At 39.2% G+C, this 17,526-nt stretch carries 19 protein-coding genes; 11 read left to right on the top strand and 8 right to left on the bottom strand.

Annotated elements, in window-relative coordinates:
• The gene (gene nagA, locus AC0KUU_RS14425) at positions 1 to 1,185 is read right to left on the bottom strand and encodes an N-acetylglucosamine-6-phosphate deacetylase (RefSeq protein ID WP_340597812.1); all 1,185 of its coding nucleotides are present in this window, start codon (positions 1,183 to 1,185) and stop codon (positions 1 to 3) included.
• 327 nt (positions 1,186 to 1,512) lie between these two features.
• Here nagA and nagE point away from each other — a divergent pair, with 327 nt between their 5' ends.
• The 4 genes from nagE (at position 1,513) to AC0KUU_RS14405 (ending at position 5,199) form a co-directional block, all read left to right on the top strand.
• Positions 1,513 to 3,390, top strand: coding sequence for an N-acetylglucosamine-specific PTS transporter subunit IIBC (nagE, locus tag AC0KUU_RS14420; RefSeq protein WP_162213813.1), 1,878 nt, complete (start codon positions 1,513 to 1,515; stop codon positions 3,388 to 3,390).
• Between the two features lie 189 nt (positions 3,391 to 3,579).
• Positions 3,580 to 4,299 carry a DUF554 domain-containing protein gene (locus AC0KUU_RS14415; protein WP_043980592.1) on the top strand — a complete coding sequence of 240 codons (720 nt, stop codon included), beginning with the start codon at positions 3,580 to 3,582 and terminating at the stop codon, positions 4,297 to 4,299.
• Positions 4,300 to 4,428: 129 nt separating this feature from the next.
• Complete coding sequence (locus AC0KUU_RS14410; RefSeq protein WP_340597810.1) at positions 4,429 to 4,761, top strand: VOC family protein; 333 nt, start codon at positions 4,429 to 4,431, stop codon at positions 4,759 to 4,761.
• Between the two features lie 120 nt (positions 4,762 to 4,881).
• Positions 4,882 to 5,199 (top strand): hypothetical protein, encoded by a 318-nt coding sequence (locus tag AC0KUU_RS14405; RefSeq protein ID WP_013082157.1) that lies wholly within the window; start codon positions 4,882 to 4,884, stop codon positions 5,197 to 5,199.
• Positions 5,200 to 5,258: 59 nt separating this feature from the next.
• Here the strand turns inward: AC0KUU_RS14405 and AC0KUU_RS14400 are convergent, their stop codons facing one another.
• Complete coding sequence (locus AC0KUU_RS14400; RefSeq protein ID WP_097824061.1) at positions 5,259 to 5,576, bottom strand: iron-sulfur cluster biosynthesis family protein; 318 nt, start codon at positions 5,574 to 5,576, stop codon at positions 5,259 to 5,261.
• Positions 5,577 to 6,089: 513 nt separating this feature from the next.
• On the opposite strand from AC0KUU_RS14400, the gene AC0KUU_RS14395 reads away from it, so the two are divergent.
• The 4 genes from AC0KUU_RS14395 to AC0KUU_RS14380 are packed head-to-tail and all read left to right on the top strand — an operon-like array spanning position 6,090 to position 10,868.
• Positions 6,090 to 7,784 carry a DUF6583 family protein gene (locus AC0KUU_RS14395; RefSeq protein WP_043979754.1) on the top strand — a complete coding sequence of 565 codons (1,695 nt, stop codon included), beginning with the start codon at positions 6,090 to 6,092 and terminating at the stop codon, positions 7,782 to 7,784.
• Between the two features lie 14 nt (positions 7,785 to 7,798).
• Positions 7,799 to 9,022 (top strand): ABC transporter permease, encoded by a 1,224-nt coding sequence (locus tag AC0KUU_RS14390; RefSeq protein WP_340597807.1) that lies wholly within the window; start codon positions 7,799 to 7,801, stop codon positions 9,020 to 9,022.
• Positions 9,019 to 10,161: an ABC transporter permease gene (locus AC0KUU_RS14385; RefSeq protein WP_340597805.1), complete on the top strand. Its 1,143-nt coding sequence runs from the start codon at positions 9,019 to 9,021 to the stop codon at positions 10,159 to 10,161. Before AC0KUU_RS14390 ends, AC0KUU_RS14385 begins: the two co-directional genes overlap by 4 nt.
• Positions 10,158 to 10,868: an ABC transporter ATP-binding protein gene (locus AC0KUU_RS14380; RefSeq protein WP_013055892.1), complete on the top strand. Its 711-nt coding sequence runs from the start codon at positions 10,158 to 10,160 to the stop codon at positions 10,866 to 10,868. Before AC0KUU_RS14385 ends, AC0KUU_RS14380 begins: the two co-directional genes overlap by 4 nt.
• A gap of 51 nt (positions 10,869 to 10,919) precedes the next feature.
• Here AC0KUU_RS14380 and AC0KUU_RS14375 read toward each other — a convergent pair whose 3' ends face one another.
• From AC0KUU_RS14375 to AC0KUU_RS14365, 3 genes are all read right to left on the bottom strand, one after another.
• Entirely contained in the window at positions 10,920 to 12,275 is a 1,356-nt protein-coding gene (locus AC0KUU_RS14375; RefSeq protein ID WP_013082163.1) for a hemolysin family protein, read from the bottom strand.
• Positions 12,276 to 12,334: 59 nt separating this feature from the next.
• The gene (locus AC0KUU_RS14370) at positions 12,335 to 12,700 is read right to left on the bottom strand and encodes a MerR family transcriptional regulator (protein WP_013055894.1); all 366 of its coding nucleotides are present in this window, start codon (positions 12,698 to 12,700) and stop codon (positions 12,335 to 12,337) included.
• 227 nt (positions 12,701 to 12,927) lie between these two features.
• Positions 12,928 to 13,128, bottom strand: a complete 201-nt coding sequence (locus tag AC0KUU_RS14365; RefSeq protein WP_013082164.1) for a hypothetical protein — start codon at positions 13,126 to 13,128, stop codon at positions 12,928 to 12,930.
• Between the two features lie 147 nt (positions 13,129 to 13,275).
• On the opposite strand from AC0KUU_RS14365, the gene gloA2 reads away from it, so the two are divergent.
• Both gloA2 and AC0KUU_RS14355 read left to right on the top strand, forming a co-directional pair.
• Positions 13,276 to 13,674 (top strand): SMU1112c/YaeR family gloxylase I-like metalloprotein, encoded by a 399-nt coding sequence (gene gloA2, locus AC0KUU_RS14360; protein WP_340597802.1) that lies wholly within the window; start codon positions 13,276 to 13,278, stop codon positions 13,672 to 13,674.
• A 5-nt stretch (positions 13,675 to 13,679) separates the two neighbouring features.
• The gene (locus tag AC0KUU_RS14355) at positions 13,680 to 14,546 is read left to right on the top strand and encodes a gamma-glutamylcyclotransferase family protein (RefSeq protein WP_043979742.1); all 867 of its coding nucleotides are present in this window, start codon (positions 13,680 to 13,682) and stop codon (positions 14,544 to 14,546) included.
• Between the two features lie 329 nt (positions 14,547 to 14,875).
• On the opposite strand, the gene AC0KUU_RS14350 is transcribed toward AC0KUU_RS14355, so the two are convergent.
• Positions 14,876 to 15,751, bottom strand: coding sequence for an aldose 1-epimerase family protein (locus tag AC0KUU_RS14350; RefSeq protein ID WP_340597800.1), 876 nt, complete (start codon positions 15,749 to 15,751; stop codon positions 14,876 to 14,878).
• Positions 15,752 to 15,892: 141 nt separating this feature from the next.
• On the opposite strand from AC0KUU_RS14350, the gene AC0KUU_RS14345 reads away from it, so the two are divergent.
• Complete coding sequence (locus AC0KUU_RS14345) at positions 15,893 to 16,339, top strand: YndM family protein (protein WP_016763336.1); 447 nt, start codon at positions 15,893 to 15,895, stop codon at positions 16,337 to 16,339.
• A gap of 36 nt (positions 16,340 to 16,375) precedes the next feature.
• Here AC0KUU_RS14345 and lepB read toward each other — a convergent pair whose 3' ends face one another.
• On the bottom strand, positions 16,376 to 16,927 hold the full coding sequence (lepB, locus tag AC0KUU_RS14340; RefSeq protein ID WP_043979738.1) for a signal peptidase I: 552 nt from the start codon (positions 16,925 to 16,927) through the stop codon (positions 16,376 to 16,378).
• 190 nt (positions 16,928 to 17,117) lie between these two features.
• Positions 17,118 to 17,453 (bottom strand): LapA family protein, encoded by a 336-nt coding sequence (locus tag AC0KUU_RS14335; protein WP_014461129.1) that lies wholly within the window; start codon positions 17,451 to 17,453, stop codon positions 17,118 to 17,120.
• Positions 17,454 to 17,526 lie beyond the last annotated feature (73 nt).

Raw genomic sequence — 17,526 nt, 5'->3', positions numbered from 1 at the left:
TTAGTCCTCCTTTTGAAAGCTCAATGTGCCTCGGCAAAATGTCATTTCAACATCTAAATTTTCATTTAACACCACGATATCCGCATCTTTTCCAACCTTAAGGCTTCCTTTTGTATCGAACAGATTAAGCTGTTTTGCTGGGTTTTCAGCAGTCATTTTTACGATGTCTTCTAATGAGCAGTTCGTAAAGCTCATCGTGTTTTTAATCGCATCGTTCATCTTTAAGATACTTCCTGCTAACGTTCCGTCTGCAAGGGTAGCAGTCGTGTCATTTACGTGAACAGGCTGTCCGCCTAAATCATACGTACCGTTTTTTAGCCATTTGGCACGAAGAGAATCCGTGATAAGAATCATGCGTTCACTTGTAATTTGATCGTACGCAAGCTTGACCATTTCAGGTCGGCAGTGGATGCCGTCTGTAATGAGCTCTACAAATAATTCATCTCTCAAATACGCGGCGCCTAATACGCCCGGCTCTCTATGGTGAAGACCGCGCATGCCGTTATATAAATGCGTAATATGAGAAGCTCCTGCTTCGATGGCTTCACCAACTTGATCGTATGTGCTGTCAGAATGGCCAATAGAAGCGACGACGTTTGTTTCTTTTAAATAAGAAGTAAGCGCTAAGCCGTTTGGCTGCTCCGGAGCTAATGTAACAAGTTTAATATGTCTTCCGGCTGCTTTTTGCCATTCTTGAAACAGTGCCACATTCGGATCTTGAATGTGAGTAGGGGGCTGTGCACCCGCACGTTTTGGTGAAATAAACGGACCTTCTAAGTGAATACCTACTACTTCAGCATCCGCATCTGTTTGTTCTTCAATATAAGCGCCCGCGTTGCGAAGCGCTTTTTCAACCGCTTCATTCGACTGCGTCATAGTGGTTGCTAAAAAGCTTGTTGTACCTTCTTTTGGGAGCGTGCGCGCCATTGTTTTTAATGCTTCTGCTGTACCGTCCATTGCATCGGCATTGTTAACGCCATGAATATGCACATCAATGGCACCAGGAATCACTTTATAGGAAGGAGAAAGCTCAATTACATGGTCTTTTGGCTGACGGACGTATTGATGTATCTCTCCGATTTCAGTAATTTTCTTGTTCGTTAGTTTAATATACCCGTTTTTTAATGTCTGATTTTCACTATAAACGGTTACATTATAAATAATGATGGATGAATGTGTATCCATACATACACTCCTTTGCTCGTTGTATTGATTTAAGTGTAACGCTTTTTGGAATAGTTGTCTAGACCAGTTGATTATTTTTTGGGAACTAGAAAGTTTTGTAAGGGCTTTTAACATTGATATAGAGAGGTTTTTAAAAAGAAAATTGGTATAGACAACTATATATTTTATGTGCTAGTATGAGTCCATGCAGTAAAACCGCCGTTATTTCAGCTGATGATGTAATCATGGGCTGGGATGAATGCGGTAACTTGTCATCCGATAAATATTGTTACGAAAATCCTTGCTCGTAACATCGGGTTAAATACGTTATACAAAGGGGATAGAAACATGCTGAATTTTTTACAACGTATTGGTAAATCGCTTATGCTGCCAATCGCAGTATTACCTGCTGCGGCATTGCTTCTTCGTTTGGGTCAAAAGGACTTATTGGATATTCCATTTATGGCACAAGCCGGAGATGCAATTTTTGCGAATTTAGCACTACTGTTTGCACTCGGTATTGCTGTAGGGCTTTCAAAAGATGGAAGCGGCGCAGCAGCACTTGCCGGAGTGGTCGGTTATTTTGTGTTAACAAAAGGAACTGTAGCTATTGATAAAGATATTAACATGGGTGTACTCGGCGGGATTGTCTCGGGGGTAACGGCTGGTTTACTATACAATCGTTTCTCAGCCATTAAGCTGCCAGAGTGGCTCGGCTTCTTTGCAGGAAAGCGGTTTGTACCGATTATTACCTCAGTCGTTATGCTCGCGCTTGCAGGAATCTTCGGGGTTATCTGGCCGCCGATTCAAGATCAAATTAACAACTTAGGAACGTGGATTACAGGAGCAGGGGCGCTTGGTGCAGGTATATACGGATTTTTAAACCGTCTATTGATTCCAATTGGGCTGCATCACGTGTTAAACAGCTTAGTATGGTTTGTATTCGGAGATTATCACGGCGTAACGGGAGATTTGAATCGCTTCTTTAAAGGCGATCCAACGGCAGGAACATTTATGTCTGGATTCTTCCCGGTTATGATGTTTGGTTTACCGGCAGCAGCGCTTGCGATGATCGCAGCAGCTAAAAAAGAAAAACGCAAACAAGTCAGCGGTATGTTAATTGGACTTGCTGTTACTTCTTTTTTAACGGGAATTACGGAACCAATTGAATTTCTATTTATGTTCGTAGCACCGTTATTATATGTTATTCATGCCGTTTTAACGGGAATATCGATGGCTTTAGCCGTTGCTCTTGGTATTCACGCTGGATTTGGATTTTCAGCAGGGGCCATTGATTTCTTCTTAAACTACGGAATTTCACAAAAACCGCTGCTGTTAGCAGGAATTGGAATTGTGTATGCAGTCATTTACTTTGTCATTTTCTACACGCTGATCAAAGCATTAAATTTAAAAACACCGGGGCGTGAAGACGATGAAGAAGTAGACACATCAAACGAAACGGTTGTGGCAACAGGCGATAAATATGTGGATATGGCGTCTTATTTTATTGAAGATTTAGGCGGAAAAGAAAACTTGACCGTAATTGATAACTGTGCGACTCGTCTTCGTTTACAAGTAGCTGATGCCGGCAACATTAACGAAGCTGCCTTAAAGCGTCACGGAGCGAGAGGAATCATGAAGCTCAGCAAAACAAATGTTCAAGTCATTGTCGGAACAGAAGTAGAATTTGTTGCGGACGCAATGAATCAATTAGTTAAATACGGCACAGCGTCAACCGCTGCACCTGTTGAACAACAGGCTGTTCAAGCACACACACACACAGAGTTTGTGTTACCGTTTGAAGGCGTTGTAAAGCCGCTTAGTGAAGTAGAAGATCAAGTGTTTTCACAAAAAATGATGGGTGACGGCTTTGCGATTGAACCGACTGAAGGAACGCTCGTATCACCGATTAACGGTGAAGTCATGACCGTATTCCCAACAAAACATGCGATTGGCTTAAAAACAGCAGAAGGAATTGAAATCCTCATTCACGTTGGATTAGATACCGTGAATTTAAAAGGCGAAGGATTTGAAGCGCTTGTTCAAGAAGGCGACAGCGTTCAACAAGGGACGCCGCTTTTACAAGTGAATGTAGACTATGTTAAAAAGCATGCACCGTCTATTGTGACACCAGTTGTATTTACCAACTTGCCAGCGGATAAAGAAGTAAAGCTGTTAAAAACAGGTTATCAAAAGCAAGGCACAAAAGACGTTATTACATTTTAATAAGATGGCTGGAACAAACGTGTTTTAGTTAAAGATCCGAATGATTCATCGTTCGGATCTTTTTATTTTCTTCATAATTGCAAAAAAAATATGTTAAAATTTAGTGTGTTTGATACAGCTAGTGCAGAGCAGAGAGGGAGTAGAACAAATGAAAACAGTAACGGCATTATTCAAAGTAAAGGTGACAGCATGTTTATTATAGGAGCATTAGTAAACGGACTAGCGATTGTTGTAGGAACATTAACGGGCAAGCTTGCTCACCGCATTCCTGAAAAAGTAAGCGTGACGGTAATGCAAGTGATGGGGTTATCCGTTATCACGCTCGGTTTGCAAATGGGTTTTAAAAGTCATCAGTTTTTAATTGTAATTTTGAGCTTAGCCATTGGAGCGGTTATTGGTGAGTTCATTGATTTAGATGAAAAGCTAAACCTTTTAGGCAATATAATTGAACGGAAATTTCAATCACAGCAAAATGACAAGCAAACATTCAGTATTTCACAGGGCTTTGTAACAGGGACGTTAATTTTTGTTATTGGAGCGATGGCGATTGTCGGGGCATTAGACAGCGGAATACGCGGCGATCACAGCGTATTGTTTACAAAAGCGGTGATGGATGGGTTTATCTCATTATTATTAACGACTACGCTTGGAATAGGCGTCATTTTCTCAGCTGTGCCCGTGTTTCTATACGAAGGCATCATTGCGTTATTTGCCACGCAAATTAATGCGATTGTGCCGCAAGATTTAATGAATAGTATCATTGCCGAAGTCACGGGAGTAGGCGGCGTATTAATTTTAGCAATTGGGATTAATTTATTAGAAATTATTAAAATTAAAGTTGCGAATTTACTGCCTTCGATTTTAATTGCGGTTGTGATTGTAGTTGTACAGCATACATATTTTTTATGAAGAAAAAGCTTGTGAATAGTATTCGCAAGCTTTTTTGTATATATGAGCAAAAGTTAAGGTAATGGCAGGTATAAAGTGATGCGTGGATAATGGTATAGAATGAACCGAAAACAAAAAGGAGGATTAAAAATGCCGAGTCCCGTTTTCAATAAAATGAATACGGTATTTATTCACGTAGCTCATTTAAAAACTTCGGTAAAATGGTATAGCGAGTTATTGAATCAAGAATACAAGATGAGCGAAGTTAAGAACCCAGTTTATAATCTTAAAATTGATGGAGAAACAGGATTAACGCTAGACGCAGGTCCCAAAGGAAAAGAAAAACAAATAGCGGTTAGTCTCCATCCAATTTTTAATTTTCATACTGAAGATATTAAAGAAGCGTATGAATTTGTTAAAGGGCTGCACTATACGATTGATTCTCCGATTATTTCTTTTGAAGATTTTTCGTTTTTACCATAAAAGACCCGGATGGACATGTGGTCATGATTTGTACAGGTTAAGTCGTTAGCTCCAGAAGTTTAAGGTATAGTATACTAAGAAGAAAACCCTAATGAGATGAAGTAAGGAGAAATACTGCTTATGAAAGACAATCAACAGATTACAGCTCTTATTGCTGCACAAGTGGAAAAGTTAGCACGTCAATTTGGCTATGACTTTTTATCTGAAAAACAAGGGAATCAAACGCTTTGTCAAATTCTTCAGCGAGATGAAGACGGATCTATTTTGGCAACGCCGCTTAGTTTTCATTTACATATGAATGAAGACAAAGGGACGGGAGATATTATTTACTACCATGAACAAGGAGAATTTAAGCGTCAGCAAGTGAATGTATATGAAGAAAACAGCCTTGTGAACGTGTTGTTATTTATCCAAGAGCGCTTAAAGGTCAATCGATAAAAGCGAGTTTCCTAACATATGCAAGAAAAAAAGCAGGGAGTTAGTTCACTGCTTTTTTTCTATGAATTGATATAGCGCAATCCTACGCGGTTATTAAAAATTTGGTTGTGATTTTTGAAGATAAAAGCACCTGCTGCGTGATCAATTACCAGCTCATTGTCGTACACTTCTTCCATGTCGTCATCAACAATAAATTCTAAGTCTTCAACCGTTACAACTTTTTCATAGGGTTGAAGGCTGCGCTTTGAGATGATCTTCATTTCATAAATTGTATTAACAATATCGCAGCTTCCTCGATCAAAAGAAAGCTGAATCATTTGATTTTGTTCTACGTTCCGCAACGCTTCTTTTGCAGAAGGAGTGACGCGTATATTCATAATGATATCCTCCTTTTTCTATCCTCAAATTAAATTGTGTAAAATGTATTTAGCAATACTTTACTCGATTTTTACATCACCGGCAAGAAAAAAGCTTTCTTATATTATTTCCCTTTCGAACCAGAACAAAACGCTGCTTTTTTATCATCTTTTCATAAAGGCGTACATAGATATCACCTGTATATGATTAAAGGAAAAAGAGATCGACTATAGAAAAGTGCCGATTCGTAATTCTTAGGTGTAAATGCTTAAAAAATAGGAATATATTGTAATAAAATAAGAAGTTAAGTCATTTGCCCATTTTAGTAGTTATTGAGATAGTTTTGAATAATTGGTTTTATTTTCAATATATTGGGTACTTAAGTAGAGTACTTTGCACACGATATTGCACCGAAAGACATCGGTTTATCGGACTAATTATTGTCTTATTTTGTCGAAGTAGTAGAATTTATGGAAACCATTCCTTATCATGTACAAAGTGACTAACAAAATACATAGGAGGTTCTGGTGTAGATGAGTGAGAAAGATCAAAACAGAACAACAGACGAAACAGCGGCTTCGCTAGAAACAGCGCCCGCTCCCAAAAAAGCACCGGCTAAATGGATTATCATTTTAGCAGCTTTAATTGTGATTATTGGAGGAGCAATTACATTTGCTACGGTATTTAAAAAATCTCCTAAGCAATTATACTTAATTTCTGAAGTAAATACGTATCAAAAAGCAGCTGATGAATTAGAAACAAAGTACAGTGAAACGATGGCTTATCAGGAAAAAGCGATGAAGCAGCCTTCTACTACAAATGCTACTATCAAAGGCGGTTTTAACATGGATTCACTTTCCTATGATCCAAGCTTTAAAATGATTCAAGATCTTATCAGTAAAGCTGAAATTAAAATTAAAGCGGAACAAGATCCGAAAAAAAGTGAAGGATACGGTTCACTGGCTCTTAATATCGGCGGTTCAAAAGCGCTTGACCTAGAAGGGTTTCAAACGAAAGAAAGAATAGGCTTTAAAGCCCCGATTCTAGCAAATGAATATTTCTATTTAAACTTAGACGAATATGGACAGGTAGCGCGTAAGTTCGATCCTTCTTATTCAGGTCCTGAAACGCTTGATATTAACACAAGCAACGTGAGTTTAGAAGACTTAAAGTTAACGGAAAAAGAAAAGACCTACATTGCAAAAGAGTATGGAACGTTCATTTATGAGGAGCTAGACAGCGATTATTTTACCAAAGAAAAAAATGTGGATTATAAAACAAATGGCAAAACGCTTCAGTTAACAAGCGTGACGCTTAACATGTCTGATAAAGAAACAAAACAATTTATGGATAAGCTTATTGCGAAGGTAGCAAAAGATGACAAGCTTCATACCATCTATGCAAATCACGTATCTAAGCTGTTTAAATCTTCGGCAGCAACGAATCCAGAATTAAAAGATATGGCAGATCCAAAAGAATTGAAAAAATCAGTAAAAGAAAGTCTTCAAGACTTCCAGAAAGAAGCAAAAGATACGACTTACCCTGGCGGTGTTAAATCAACTGTGTACGTTCAAGATGATGTTGTGGTAGCTCGAGATATGAACATGGGCGTAAAAAATGCTTCTAACGATAAAGGCAAACTTAACGTAGTAACTAAAAATATTCCGTATGAAGATAACAAAACGGCTAAGCAGTTTAAAGCAGTTTTAGCGGATAGCACTACCGATGATGCGTTTACGTTTGATATGAAAAATAACGTAACAACGGAAAGTGAAAAACGAAAAGAAAACATGTCTATTCATTTGTTAACAAAAGATTCAAAAGATGAAGACACGAATATGACGTTTAAAATGGATTCGGTAATCAATGGTAAAACTGATGCGAAACAAACGGCTGACCGTACTTTCTCTTTAGACTTAGGTGATCAAGAAGATCTAGTAGTAAACGGGGAAGTAAAGCAGAATCAAGCAATAAGTGCTTCAAAAGGAAAAGCAGATTATTCGTTTGATATTCGTACAAAAATAGGACCAAAAGCAGATCCGGCAAACGTTACGTTAAAAATTGACTCTGCTTCTCAATTAAAAAAATCAGCAGCTATTCCAGAGCTTGATGCGTCTAATGCAACAAATGTAAAAGATGTAACGCCTGAAGATATGCTGTCGATTCAAGAAAATTTCGCTAAAAATGTTCAAGGTCTCATGATGAATATGGGAACCGCTGGTTACTAAAAGGTGCAAAGCAGATGAAGATATATTTCTCTTTGACTCTTTTTACATGTAAAGCTCTATTGAAAAATATAAAATCTCTCATACTGCTAATAATGATCCCTGCTCTGTTTTTACTTGGAGCAGGGATCATTATTAGTCAGACCATGCAAGGTGAGGAGAGAGTAAATCGGTTCCCCGTGGCAATTGTGGATAAAGATGATACTGCACAAACGAAGTACGTCATCGAACAGCTGACTGAAGGTAAGCTTCGCAAGATCATGAAGCCTCTTTACACGAATGAACAGAAAGCTAAACAGCTGCTGCAGAAAAATAAAGTGGCAGCCATTGTGACGCTGCCAAAAGGTTTTAGTCACGATATTGCTCATGGGAAAAATCAGCCTTTACACGTCATTGGGAATAGCAATAAGCCGCTTCAGTCACAGCTGTTTCGCTATGTGATGGAAAGTGCAGCCGACTACACATCAGCTGCTCAAAGCGGTATTAATACGGTTGATGCCTTTTTAGAAAAAGAAAATGTTTCCGATGAAAATAGACACGCAGAGTTTAAGAAGAGCTTGGTGACGTTTGGGCTTCACGTGTTAGATCGAGGAAGTTTATTTGATGAACAAATAGAAACGAGTTTCTTTCAGCAGGATATGAAGCAATATTATGTCCTGTCTTTTGCTGCTTTGCTGCTTATGATTTGGAGCTACGGCGGATGGCTGCTTGCTAGTGAAACGCAGACTTCTCCCGTGCTGGCTCGAATGAAAACAAGAGGTGTATCATTTGTTCACATTTATTTAGCGCAGCTGACGGCTCTGTATATTCTTTTGCTACCCGTCTCTGTCTTTTTGTTTGGCAGCCTCATTAAAGGACTAAAACTGCCTGTAACCGGTACGTACGGAGAGCTTTTTTTAGGGGTAAGCGGAAGCTTGTTTGCTTTTTTATGTTTGTTTTTACTGCTTCGGGTTCTTTTTTTATCACAAAAAGCTTATCAAATAGCCGGTTTGCTGTTTATTTTGCTGAGTGCGATTTTAAGTGGACATGTTGTGCCGGTCGTCTATTTACCGGACTGGGCGAGTGGTTTTCAGAAATGGTCACTCAACACCAGAGTCTTGGAGCTGTTATTTTATGAATTTGATGGATATAACACAAACGAAGCTTTTCTTTACCTTAAGCCTATTCTCATTACGGCAGCGGGAAGTTTTGTTATTGCTGTTTTCTACGTGATGACGCTGCAAAGGCGGTGGAGAAAATGATCAGTGAAAAAATAAAGCAGCAGCTGAAGCGCCCTATGCTTGTTATCATGATTTTCTTTTTACCTTTAATAGGAACGATTATTAGCAGCTCGTTTTTAGCAAAAGTACAAAGTGATTCAAAAATACCCGTTGCTCTTGTCGATCAAGATCACAGCCAAATGTCTAAACAAGTGATCAATCGACTACAGAAAACAACAGAAATTCAGTTTCTTTCTCTGAACGAAGAACAAGCGAGAAAGCAGCTGGCCAAAAATAAAATTGACAGCATTTTTATGTTTCCTAACGGATTTCAACAAGAAGTAGAAGCGGGGAATTATCAAGGAGTCATTGATTTGCTCACGCTGCCTTCTTCCGTTGCCACAGAAGCGGTTCGAGAAGTCGTGGCGAGTGAAGTGACAAGGTTAACGACAAATATTAAAGCGGCAAATGAAGTGCGTTTTTTATATAAAGTTTATAACATTCATGCAGGACCGGATTTATGGAAAGAAGCGTATCGTTATACCGATAACCAGTGGAAGCCAAAGCCGCTGATGACAATTTATTACGAGGCGCAAGGAACGAAGCATACGAAGCAAGGGAGCGCTCAAGTGACCGGATACGTGCCGCTATGGGGATTCTTTACGCTTTTACTTTGCTGCCTCACATCAGATTGGATGATTAAAGAGCGGAGGCACCTTTTCAAACGAATGAAAACGATGCAAAAAGGACTTTACGGTTATATTCGAAGCGTCAGCGCCGCTTATGCTGTGCTATACGTGCTTCAAGCTCTCATAAGCTTTGCTCTATTTAAATGGCTTTATGGAGTAGAGTCTTACGGTGCGCTGCTGTATATGTGTATCTATGTGATTGTGTGCGTTGCTTTTAGCACGTGGCTTGCAAGTGAAAGCCAGCGAGTTGGATCTTATTATATGATCAGCGTTGTTATGGTCACAGGACTCAGTATAATAGGGGGGAGCTTTTTCCCTGTAGGAGAGCTTTCTGCAACGATTGAAAGAATAAGTCAGTGGCTTCCGCAGCATCTGCTTCTGTATCAGCATGCACTGCCGCTTACGTTCATTTGGAAAGAGATAGCTGTTTCCATTGCATGTATATGTTTGTGCGCGTTTAAAATAGTGTGGAATGTGAGGAGCATCAAATGATTGAAATTAACAATGTTAGCAAAACATACGGAAAAAAACGGTCGTTAGCAAATGTTACCCTGACCGTAGAAAGTGGAGAAGTCATCGGTCTTTTAGGACCAAACGGCGCTGGTAAGTCGACGCTTCTGTCTATTTTGTCTACCATTACGGCTCCTTCAAGCGGGAATGTCACGATTGGAGGCTTATCGCTTAAGAAAAATCAAAAAGCAATTCGAGAAGTCATTGGCTACGTTCCACAGGACATAGCGCTGTGGGAAGAGCTTAGTGTAAAAGAAAACATGAAAATGTGGAGCAAAATGACTTCACGCTCTCTGTCGAATGAACAGCTTCAGTCTCTTTGCTCAGCTGTACAGCTCGAAGGAAGATGGAAGGAAAAAGTGAAAAATTTATCAGGAGGCATGAAGCGAAAGTTAAACATAGCCGTTTCACTTATCCATGAACCGTCCGTTTTGTTAATGGACGAGCCGACAGTCGGAATTGATTTGCAGTCCAAGCTTGAGATCATTCGTTATATTAAACAGCTGGCGGCAAAAGGAAAGACGATTATCTATATTACCCATGATTTGAATGAAATATTAGACGTGTGTCATCGGTTTGCGGTCTTAAAGGAAGGAAAGCTGGAATTTGTCGGCACGATGGACCAAGCGAAGGAAAAGACTGGGGAAGAGGCAGAAGAGAACGTTGTGTATAAGCTGCTGCATGATTAAGATAAAGTAATGATAAAAAAGAGCCGCTTCATGAAGAAGCGGCTCTTTCTATTATGCTTGTGTAACTTCTTGTTCTGGTGAATGACTTTCAGGCTGCACGCGTTCTTCTTCAGGAAGGGCACGTACTTCTACTTCTTTCATTTGGTGACCGTCCATTTCTTTTGCAATAAACTCGTATCCGAAAAGTTTGAACGATTCGCTTTCCTGGATATCGATATTTTGCATTAGCATCCAGCCGCCAATTGTATCGATATCGTCGTTTTCAATTTCGATATGAAGGACTTCGTTAACTTCTTCAAGCAGTACTTTTGAGTTAAAGACAAAGTGCTGATCGCTGATTTTTTGAACAAGCGGCTTTTCATCTGTATCAAACTCATCTCGAATTTCTCCAACGATTTCTTCTAAAATATCTTCAACGGTAACGATACCAGCCGTACCGCCGTACTCGTCAATCAACACAGCCATATGCGTACGTTTCTTTTGCATCGAGCGCAATAGGTCTTGAATCGCTACGGTTTCAATTACTTGAATAATAGGATTCATATAAAGCTTCACGCTTTGCTTTTTTAACGCATCGTTAATTACGACATCGTTTAGAATCTCTTTGACGTTGACTAAGCCGATAATGTTATCTTTGTCTCCGTCAACGGTAACAGGGTAACGAGTGTAGCGATCTTCTACAGCAAGCTTTAAGAAATCTTCAATGCTGTCGTCTTCAGAAACAGCTGAAATTTCTGTTCTTGGTACCATGATTTCGCGAGCAACACGGTTATCGAATTCGAAAATGTTGTTCACGTACTTATATTCAGACTGGTTAATTTCCCCGCCTTTAAAACTTTCTGATAAAATAATGCGCAGCTCTTCTTCACTGTGCGCAAGTTCATGCTCTGAAGCTGGCTTTAATCCAAACATTCCAGTTAATAAACGGGCAGAACCATTTAGTAACCAAATGAAGGGGAACATAATTTTATAGAATAAAATTAACGGACGAGCAAACAATAACGTAACTGTTTCAGCTTTTTGAATCGCAAATGTTTTTGGCGCTAATTCACCAACGACTACGTGAACAAACGTTACAAGCGCAAATGCGATAATGAATGAAAGAATATGTGTTAAAGATGCAGCAACACCCATTTTTTCAAACAGGGGTTCTACAATCTTCGCAACAGTCGGTTCTCCCAACCAACCGAGTCCTAAAGCAGTAATCGTAATACCAAGCTGACACGCAGATAAATACTCATCTAAGTGTGTCGTCACGGTTTTAACCGCATTCGCTCCTTTTTTTCCTTCAGCAACAAGTTGATCTACCCGTGAACTACGAAGCTTCACAATTGCAAACTCTGAAGCAACGAAAAAAGCAGTGAGTACAATTAAAATCGCAAAAATAATTAAGTTAATGGTTATCAATGAATATACTTACTTTATAATGCTATAAAGTAAGTAAACACCTCCTGTAAATAATAAATTTACGACAGCAGCAGCAGTAAAGAGTGCAAAAGAGTGACGCTTTCTGGTGAGAGCCGATTCATCATTACTTTTCGATCTTCTTCATTAAGCTTTTCCATAAGCGGTGCAACTTCTTTTAAACTGTCGTTTAGTACGTAAAATTTGGATGCTAATTCGTCTTTGGAGTGGCTATTCTCGGATTGCTCTATAGAAAATAGAGAAGAAATCTCTTCAAGAGAACGGCCTTCGCTTTTTAATTTTTCAATTAAGTAAAGACGTTTCAGCGCTTCTTCGTTATAAAAGCGATAGTTAGAAGCAGAGCGTTCTGCTTTTAACAAACCAATGTTGGTATAATAGTCAACCGTGCGTTTCGTTACATGTGCCATCTCTGCAAGTTCGCCAATTTTGTATGTCGCAACCCCATCAGAATACCACCTCCTTTAACTATGTCAACCATCACGTGATGGTTTTTATCTGCGTAACTATTTATCTTTTATCCTATCGTAATTAAGTATACGCGCGTAAGATCAAAAAGTTTCATTTTTTTATTAGCATTCAGTATATCTCAAAATAAGGTAGTTTGACAAAGATTTTATAAAAAAACTCGCTTATATTAAGCGAGTTTTTTAGTAGGATGACGTACGATAATGTGCATGCGTTCATACACATATTGAATACGTTCAGTATAATCTATGAACTCAGGGCTCATTGGAGATAGCTGATCAGCAATACGGTGCATAATAGCAGCTTCTTCTTTTAACGAATCTAAATTTTGAGTTCGGTCAATTCTTGCTTTAAATGTTAACGAAATCATGTTATTCACCTCGTTGTTATGTTACTCGTTATAAGGCTCTATGTCCGTGACTTTTATCACTCTAGTCAAAGGTGATAACGTAATTATTTGATGTTTGCCGGCATTTTGTGTAGGATGATTAGAAAAGGGTTTTTATGGGAGAATGAAATGAATTTAAAACGAATGCACCACGTAGCCATTATAGGAAGTAATTATGAACGTTCAAAAGCTTTTTATGTAAATGTGTTAGGATGCAAGATTATAGAAGAAACATATAGAAAAGAAAGAGATTCATATAAACTAGATTTAGAAGTAGCTCCTGGCTATCAAATTGAGTTGTTCTCGTTTCCAGATCCGCCACAGCGTCCTTCAAGACCTGAAGCGTGCGGCTTACGCCATTTAGCTTTTGCCGTTGAAAGCGTAGAGGATTCCAAGCGTGAACTAGAGCAGCAAGGGATTGATGTGGAACCTATTAGGGTAGATGAACTAACGGGAAAAAAATTCACTTTTTTTGCTGATCCGGACGGGTTACCGCTAGAGCTTTATGAAGAGAAAGAGGGGGAATAAGGAGTATGTGCAATTATTTATTTGTATACGGAACGCTTCTTGAAGGAGAAGGTAATCACGGATTGCTGCATCATGCGCGCCCTATTGCCAAGCAGGCAAAAACGAAAGGGAAATTATATGACACAAAGCAAGGCTATCCTATGCTTGATATTGACAGTGAACATAGTGTATACGGAGAAGTATATGAAGTGACCGATCAGCTTATGTGGAAGGCTCTTGATGAATTAGAAGGGTACATTCATGAAGGTCATAAAGATAATGAATATGATAAAGTTGTGCAAACGGTTGAAACGGACCAAGGTGAATTTGAAGCCGTTGTGTATGTGGCAAGCGATCGTTCGCTGCTGCACGAATTTATCCCGAGCGGAAACTGGCGCGTGTGGAAAGAAGATTTATTAGAAGGTATGCTGTATTTTGCTTACGGTTCATGTATGGATAACGATCGTTTTATTAAGCACGGGGTGGATCAGCATTTCCAGGACTGTCTCGGCAGAGCTGTTTTTAAAGGCTATACGCTTCGATATAACCACGTTATTCATGACGGAGGACGTGCAGATATGGTGGAAGAAGGCGGAGTCGTTGAAGGCAAACTGTACCGCGTGCCGCCTGAAGCAATTACGTACCTGTATGGCAGAGAAGGCGTAGATAATAATGGCTATCGTCCTGCTATTATTTCTGTCGAGCATGAAGGTAAGATGGTGGATCATGTTCTTACTTTTTTTGTGTTAAATAAAGAAAAAGAAGTCGCACCTCCGGATCATTATTCGACTGAAATTATTCGAGGGGCAACAGGTGTACTCAGCGAAGAATATGTTCAGAAGCTAATAGAACAAGTCCATGCGCTAAAAAATAGCGATGTTGTAAATAACTAATGTAAAAAGAAGCAGGAACAAAAGTAGTTTAGTTGAAGAAAGCTCCGAACGAGTAATCGTTCGGAGCTTTTTATTGTTATGGTGAACGCAGGCTTAATCTATTTAACTGCTTCTAGCTGTTGATTGGAGGGCAAGGAGAAGACTCCTGCGGGAAAAGCGGAATAGGTGAGACCCCGCAGAGCGTAAGCGACGAGGAGGCTCAACAGCCGCCCGCGGAAAGCGAAGTCTTGCACGGAAATCAACAGCGGTGTAACAAGCAGTCCAGCTCATGTATCCCATTTGTTCGTCTTAAGATTGGATTGATTTTGTTATGTTATGTGTTTGTTGCATCAACTAAAGGAAACAGAGAATTCTGTTTGAAATACACCGTCTTTTGATAAACGGTTGATGCCTAATTTTTCTTTGAAATTTCCGTTGTGATCATGCGTATCTGCAATTCCAAACCAAGGTTCGATACAGAGAAAAGGAGCGATTGTATGATTTTCTGCATCATACTTTGACCAAATACCGACATACGGGAAATCATTAAACTGAACGTTAATTTGATTTTCATTAACCGGCGATTTAATCGTAATTCCGTCAATATGACTAAAAATTAGCGCATCATTTGCAAATAAATCTGCGCTTAGCGGCAGCTGATGCAAATTTTCTGCAGCTCCTTTTTCATGAATAAGAGCGTCTTTTAATATAAATTCCTTCGGCGTAGTTTCAGAAGGCTCTATTTCTAAAAAGTAATCAGAAATCTGCTCGTTTTCACGTAACGGAATACGAAAAGCAGGGTGGGCTCCAATTGAAAAATACATATCGTCTTTATCTTCGTTCACTACTTTCCACTGAAAAGTTAATCGGTTATTTTCCAGACGGTAGCTGATTTCAACTGAACATTCAAACGGATATACGTCTTTAAAGCGGCCGTTTGTAGCAAATTGCAGCCGTGCCGTTTCGTTTGTTTGTTCGATCACGCTGAAAGCAGAATCACGTAAAAAACCGTGCTGTGGCAAAGAGTATTCGCGCTGATCAACGGTATACTGATCATTTTTTAATCGGCCTACGATTGGAAACAATACGGGGGATACTCGTCCCCAATAAGCGGGGTCTCCGCTCCACATGAACTGCAGGTCTTTTTCTTTATGAAATACTTCTACAACTTCCGCTCCTTTTTTTTGAATACTTACTTTCATTTTGCTATTTTCTAGTACAATCATTACAACATCTCCCAAATCATTCTTGTACGCTCGAGCAGCCTCAAGCGTACTGGCTTTGCCTATATTATACCCTTCTTGGCAAAAAAGGTATTAATTTCCCTATTTTTGTTCAAATTAATATAGAAAAAGGAGGGTTCAAATATGAATCATGCAACATTATTGCTCATTAAATTTGCAGCGGCACTTATTGCGTTTGGTATAGGCCTTGATTTGTTTTTTGATGCAACCATCGGAGACATTATTTCCTTTAGCTTGCTAACGACAGTTGTGACATATTTAGTAGTGGATCGAATTGTACTGCCTCGAGTGGGCAACCGTGATGCCATTATTGTTGAATTTGTTCTAACCTATATGAGCGTATGGATTTTTGGAACATTGTTATTAGACAGCTACGTTCAAATTGCTTGGGGAAGTATTATTTCTGCAGCTATTATTACATTTGCCGAGGTTTTTGTTCACCGCTACTTATTCAACCATATTGAAACGAAACATACGGCGAGAACGCGTCCCGCTTTTAAGCGAAAACTAGCGTATGACACAGAATTTGCAGAAGAACAGCATGTAGAAAACAAGGAAAATCCAAAATAAAAAGAAAGCTCACTTTTGAGCTTTCTTTTTTATGTGTTAATGCATAAGAGTCATTTCCTTTAAAGGCCAGTATTTCATATTGACTTCTCCCATGATCGAAGAAATCGGAGTGAGGCCGAAATGTCTGCCATCTCGGCTAATGCGTCTGTTGTCACCTAGCACTAATACGTATCCATCGGGTATCGTGCCGTCTTGAGACAGTTCGTACGTGGAAAAATTTTCAGTAAATCGCTCGTAAGCGGGCACTTTGGATAAATATTTATGAAGATGCGGTTCTTTTTTGACTTTGTTATTTATATACAGAACATCATCTTTGTATTCGACCGTTTCTCCTGGTAAGCCGACGATGCGCTTTACTAGAAAATCACTGCTATAGGGAGCTTGCAAAACGACAATGTCAAAGCGCCCCAGCTTGCTGTGTTTGTTAATAATAATTCGATTGCCTTCGTGCAAAATAGGCTTCATAGAATCGCCTTTTACAGTGTAGGGCTGAAACCAATAGTGCTGAACGACAACAGAAAGCAAAACGGTGCCGAGGATGACGCTTATGTATGTAAGAATTTCACGCTTTATTTTTTTATTGACCATAATGGATGAACACCTTCTTAACGGTAAGACTGTCAATTTAAGTTTTTCATAGAGATATAACAGTGTTGATTGTACCATTCAGAACTAAAGTTTTCCATATCTATCTGTTTATGCGTGTATGCCAAAAATATGCATGAGGGAGCAAAAAATGAAAAGAGCCGTTATTCTAGGGAATAACGGCTCTTCTTTATTATAACTGAGCGCGCTCAGTTCGAGTAGCTGGTTGATTTGGTTCTTCTTCCACAACAGGCTCAACAGGCTTATGCTGCTTGATTTCTTCTTCCAGCTCAGCAATTCGCTTGTTTTTCTGTTTCACTTGTCCCCTTAGTTGAACAATTTTTACAAAGCTCAATGAAGCAGCAACAACTCCTCCAAACACGGCCGTTGTTAAGATAATTAAAATAAGAGGCCATTTTTGTGAACCAAATACATAGTTAAATTGTACAGGATCGTTGTTAATTACAGCTAAAACAGCAATGATAAGAGCAAATATAAGTCCTAAAATAAAAAAGCTCTGTCCTTTCATAAGCTGCACTTCCTTTCTTTACATGGTCATTACAACTTTTATAGCGTAACCACTCATCTTAAGTGTTTGTTAT

Source organism: Priestia sp. ST2, assembly GCF_055810735.1.
Note: the sequence above shows the minus strand (reverse complement) of the source record. Positions and strands in the feature narration are given on the sequence as shown.

What these genes read in the sequence shown, in the direction of transcription:
- nagA (WP_340597812.1), bottom strand. Translation starts at nt 1,185, where the DNA reads ATGGATACACATTCATCCATCATTATTTATAATGTAACCGTTTATAGT.
- nagE (WP_162213813.1), top strand. Translation starts at nt 1,513, where the DNA reads ATGCTGAATTTTTTACAACGTATTGGTAAATCGCTTATGCTGCCAATC.
- AC0KUU_RS14415 (WP_043980592.1), top strand. Translation starts at nt 3,580, where the DNA reads ATGTTTATTATAGGAGCATTAGTAAACGGACTAGCGATTGTTGTAGGA.
- AC0KUU_RS14410 (WP_340597810.1), top strand. Translation starts at nt 4,429, where the DNA reads ATGCCGAGTCCCGTTTTCAATAAAATGAATACGGTATTTATTCACGTA.
- AC0KUU_RS14405 (WP_013082157.1), top strand. Translation starts at nt 4,882, where the DNA reads ATGAAAGACAATCAACAGATTACAGCTCTTATTGCTGCACAAGTGGAA.
- AC0KUU_RS14400 (WP_097824061.1), bottom strand. Translation starts at nt 5,576, where the DNA reads ATGAATATACGCGTCACTCCTTCTGCAAAAGAAGCGTTGCGGAACGTA.
- AC0KUU_RS14395 (WP_043979754.1), top strand. Translation starts at nt 6,090, where the DNA reads ATGAGTGAGAAAGATCAAAACAGAACAACAGACGAAACAGCGGCTTCG.
- AC0KUU_RS14390 (WP_340597807.1), top strand. Translation starts at nt 7,799, where the DNA reads ATGAAGATATATTTCTCTTTGACTCTTTTTACATGTAAAGCTCTATTG.
- AC0KUU_RS14385 (WP_340597805.1), top strand. Translation starts at nt 9,019, where the DNA reads ATGATCAGTGAAAAAATAAAGCAGCAGCTGAAGCGCCCTATGCTTGTT.
- AC0KUU_RS14380 (WP_013055892.1), top strand. Translation starts at nt 10,158, where the DNA reads ATGATTGAAATTAACAATGTTAGCAAAACATACGGAAAAAAACGGTCG.
- AC0KUU_RS14370 (WP_013055894.1), bottom strand. Translation starts at nt 12,700, where the DNA reads ATGGCACATGTAACGAAACGCACGGTTGACTATTATACCAACATTGGT.
- AC0KUU_RS14365 (WP_013082164.1), bottom strand. Translation starts at nt 13,128, where the DNA reads ATGATTTCGTTAACATTTAAAGCAAGAATTGACCGAACTCAAAATTTA.
- gloA2 (WP_340597802.1), top strand. Translation starts at nt 13,276, where the DNA reads ATGAATTTAAAACGAATGCACCACGTAGCCATTATAGGAAGTAATTAT.
- AC0KUU_RS14355 (WP_043979742.1), top strand. Translation starts at nt 13,680, where the DNA reads ATGTGCAATTATTTATTTGTATACGGAACGCTTCTTGAAGGAGAAGGT.
- AC0KUU_RS14350 (WP_340597800.1), bottom strand. Translation starts at nt 15,751, where the DNA reads ATGATTGTACTAGAAAATAGCAAAATGAAAGTAAGTATTCAAAAAAAA.
- AC0KUU_RS14345 (WP_016763336.1), top strand. Translation starts at nt 15,893, where the DNA reads ATGAATCATGCAACATTATTGCTCATTAAATTTGCAGCGGCACTTATT.
- lepB (WP_043979738.1), bottom strand. Translation starts at nt 16,927, where the DNA reads ATGGTCAATAAAAAAATAAAGCGTGAAATTCTTACATACATAAGCGTC.
- AC0KUU_RS14335 (WP_014461129.1), bottom strand. Translation starts at nt 17,453, where the DNA reads ATGAAAGGACAGAGCTTTTTTATTTTAGGACTTATATTTGCTCTTATC.